The following is a 2,595-nucleotide window of genomic DNA, read 5'->3' as shown; positions in this document are numbered from 1 at the left end:
GCGTGCTGGTACGGTCGGCGAACAGCTCCAACTGCTGTTCCTTGATGCGGTTCTCGATCTGCCAGCCATCATGCCTCCATAAGCGTGTTACGCAGCATGCTCAGTTGACGGCGGGTCGCCAACACGGACGTGCCGGGCCCACTGACGCGGTGCTTGGCGACGCGCACGTAAACGCTCGCACTCGGTCTCGTCGGCCCAGATGAGCCAGAGGTCGCGTCCGCGATGGGTGACCTGGCGGGCGCGGACCCACCGCTTGCGCACCCAACTGAACAGCGTGGGCGATGGCATGTCGAGCGCGCGTGCCAGGTCGCCCAGCAACCACTCATGCGGGTGCCGAGGTAAGTCGGCGGTGTGCTGCTGTTTGGGGGTGCCGCTGTGCAGCCCTTGGCGTGCCAGCAGCGTTGCGACCATGGGGCCGGTGAAGGTCTTGCGGCGCTTCGCGGGTCGCCAGTGTTCGCTGTTGAGCTGGCGGGCAATCTCGGGGCAGGCCAATCCCTGTTCGTGCAGCGCCACCACCCGAGCGAGTAGTTGCGGGTAGTAGCTCAGTTGCTGTAGGCGGGCGACCGGACGGGTAATGCGCGAGCGCGTGCGATGACCGCCAGCCCAGTGCACCTCGAGGGTTACTTGTTCGCTGTCGTCGAGCACGGTGACAAGGACCCGCTCGATGAGTTGGCGCACGATGGCCTGACGCTCGGCATCGGTCGTGGTGGCGGCCTGCCACAAGGCGGGAATGTCCGCGGCCAGGCGACGAATTTGGTCGCGCTCCTCGGCCGATACGGGGCTGGGCTGCTCGGCGAGGAAACGCTCGTAGTCGTGCTGCAACGCGGCCTGCGCCTCAAGGGCGGCTTCCCAGTGCTGCTCCAGCGTGCGTGCCACTAAGCGATTCTCCGGCTCCACGGCCTGGTACTGGCGTTCGGCACGCTGCGCCTCGTAGCGGGCCCGCTGCAGGCGTTGCTCCCACTGCTGGCGCTGACGCGCGCGTTCACCTTCGAGGTCTTCGGCGACCTGCAGGCTGATGTCCAGGGCCGCCGGCTGCAGGGCGGCGAAGACAAGCCGGCGCACCTCCTCGTCGAGGACCTCACCGGCCAACGACTGGCACAGCGGTTCGCCGTAATCCACGGCCATGCGCGAGCAGGTGTAGCGCAGTCCGCGGCAATTGTTGTTGTATTGGGTCGCCATGCGCAGACCACAGCGCCCGCAGATGAGCAAGCCGGACAACAGCGACGGGCCCTTGCGGACGACGCCACCGCCCTGCGCGGTGTTGGAGTGGAGCTGATCGAGATTGCGCTCGTACTGCGCCCAGGTGATGTAGGCGGGGAAGCGGTCCTTGAGCAGCACCTCCCAGTGCTCTGCTGGAGCCGTAGTACGCCCGGTCGCGGGTCGCCCGGGGATCTTGCGGCGCGGATCAACGGGGCGCCGGCCGTAGACGTAGGCGCCGGCGTAGGTTGGGTTGCGCAACAGATTGCTCAGTGTCATCCGCGCGGGGCGACGCCAGTCGATCTCGCCTTTGCGCACGCCGCTGGGCAGACGGTAGGGCAGGCGCAGATCGTGCTCGACCAGATAACGCAGCACCGCGTTGAGCGTCCCGCGGCGCTCGAACTGCTCGAAGACCGTCTCGATGACCGCGCGCGCCTGCTCGTCCGGGTCCTTCATGACCTCGCCCGAGGGATGGCGGACATAGCCCATCGGCAGGCGCAGCGCCAATTCCCCCCGCCGTGCCTTGGCGCGCTTGCCCTCGAGCATCCGCTGCTTGAGCACGTGCAGCTCCGCTTCAGACATGGTCCCCTTCAACCCCAGCAGCAAGCGGTCGTTGTAGCTGGTCGGATCATAGAGCCCATCGGCGTCGGCGATGAGCGTCGCGAAGACGGCACAGACCTCGAGCAATTGATACCAGTCCCGGGAGGAGCGGGCCAAGCGTGAGATCTCGATGCCCAGTACCAGGCCGACATGGTCCAGTCCCACCTCCGCCACCAAGCGCTGAAAGCCCGGTCGACCTTCCGCCGTGCTCCCGGAACGGCCGAGATCCTCATCGATGACGATGACCTGCGAGCGGGCCCAGCCCAAGGCGATCGCACGATCCACCAGTGCATATTGTAGGCGGGTCGACTCCTGGTGCCGATCGACCTGTTGCATCGTCGATTGGCGAACATAGACCACCGCGAGGCGATCGAGATGGCCGGTTCGGATCTTGCCGCCCAAGCGATCCAGTGCCTGCAGCGACGACGAGGCGGTGTCGGTTCTCATCGGCCTTCTCCTCCCCCGGCGGGGGCGGATCGAGACGGCGTTGAACCAATTCGGCGAGCAGTACAATCAGGCGTTGGCGGTGCCCCGACGGCAGCTGATACCAGTCCACCGGGAGCGTGCGCTTCATGCTCGCCTTCCAGCCATTTCGCGAGCTCCAACAATGCCTTAACGCCAAGTATTGGCGGCGATTGCTGGTTTGTCAAAAACGCCTCTACAGCGGTGTCTTCAATGGGGTATCTCGACGACCATCAAGACCTTTGACAACAAGACGATGATCGTTCCGAACAACAAGATCAGGGGCGACATCATCACCAACGCCAGCGGTGTCACCGAGCGGCGCGTCGACATGGA

2 protein-coding genes are annotated in these 2,595 nt (G+C 65.6%); one reads left to right on the top strand and one right to left on the bottom strand.

The annotated features are described in order from the left end of the window. Positions 1-87 precede the first annotated feature (87 nt). Complete coding sequence (locus I6U14_RS16260; protein WP_296900602.1) at positions 88-2,244, bottom strand: recombinase family protein; 2,157 nt, start codon at positions 2,242-2,244, stop codon at positions 88-90. A 178-nt stretch (positions 2,245-2,422) separates the two neighbouring features. Between I6U14_RS16260 and I6U14_RS18340 the strand changes: the two genes are divergently transcribed. Further along, a partial coding sequence (locus tag I6U14_RS18340) for a mechanosensitive ion channel domain-containing protein (RefSeq protein WP_367115682.1) occupies positions 2,423-2,595 on the top strand: 173 nt, incomplete at its 3' end.

Source organism: Thiohalocapsa sp., from assembly GCF_019695415.1.
Lineage (GTDB): Bacteria > Pseudomonadota > Gammaproteobacteria > Chromatiales > Chromatiaceae > Thiohalocapsa.
This window is presented reverse-complemented; position numbering and strand designations above follow the sequence as displayed.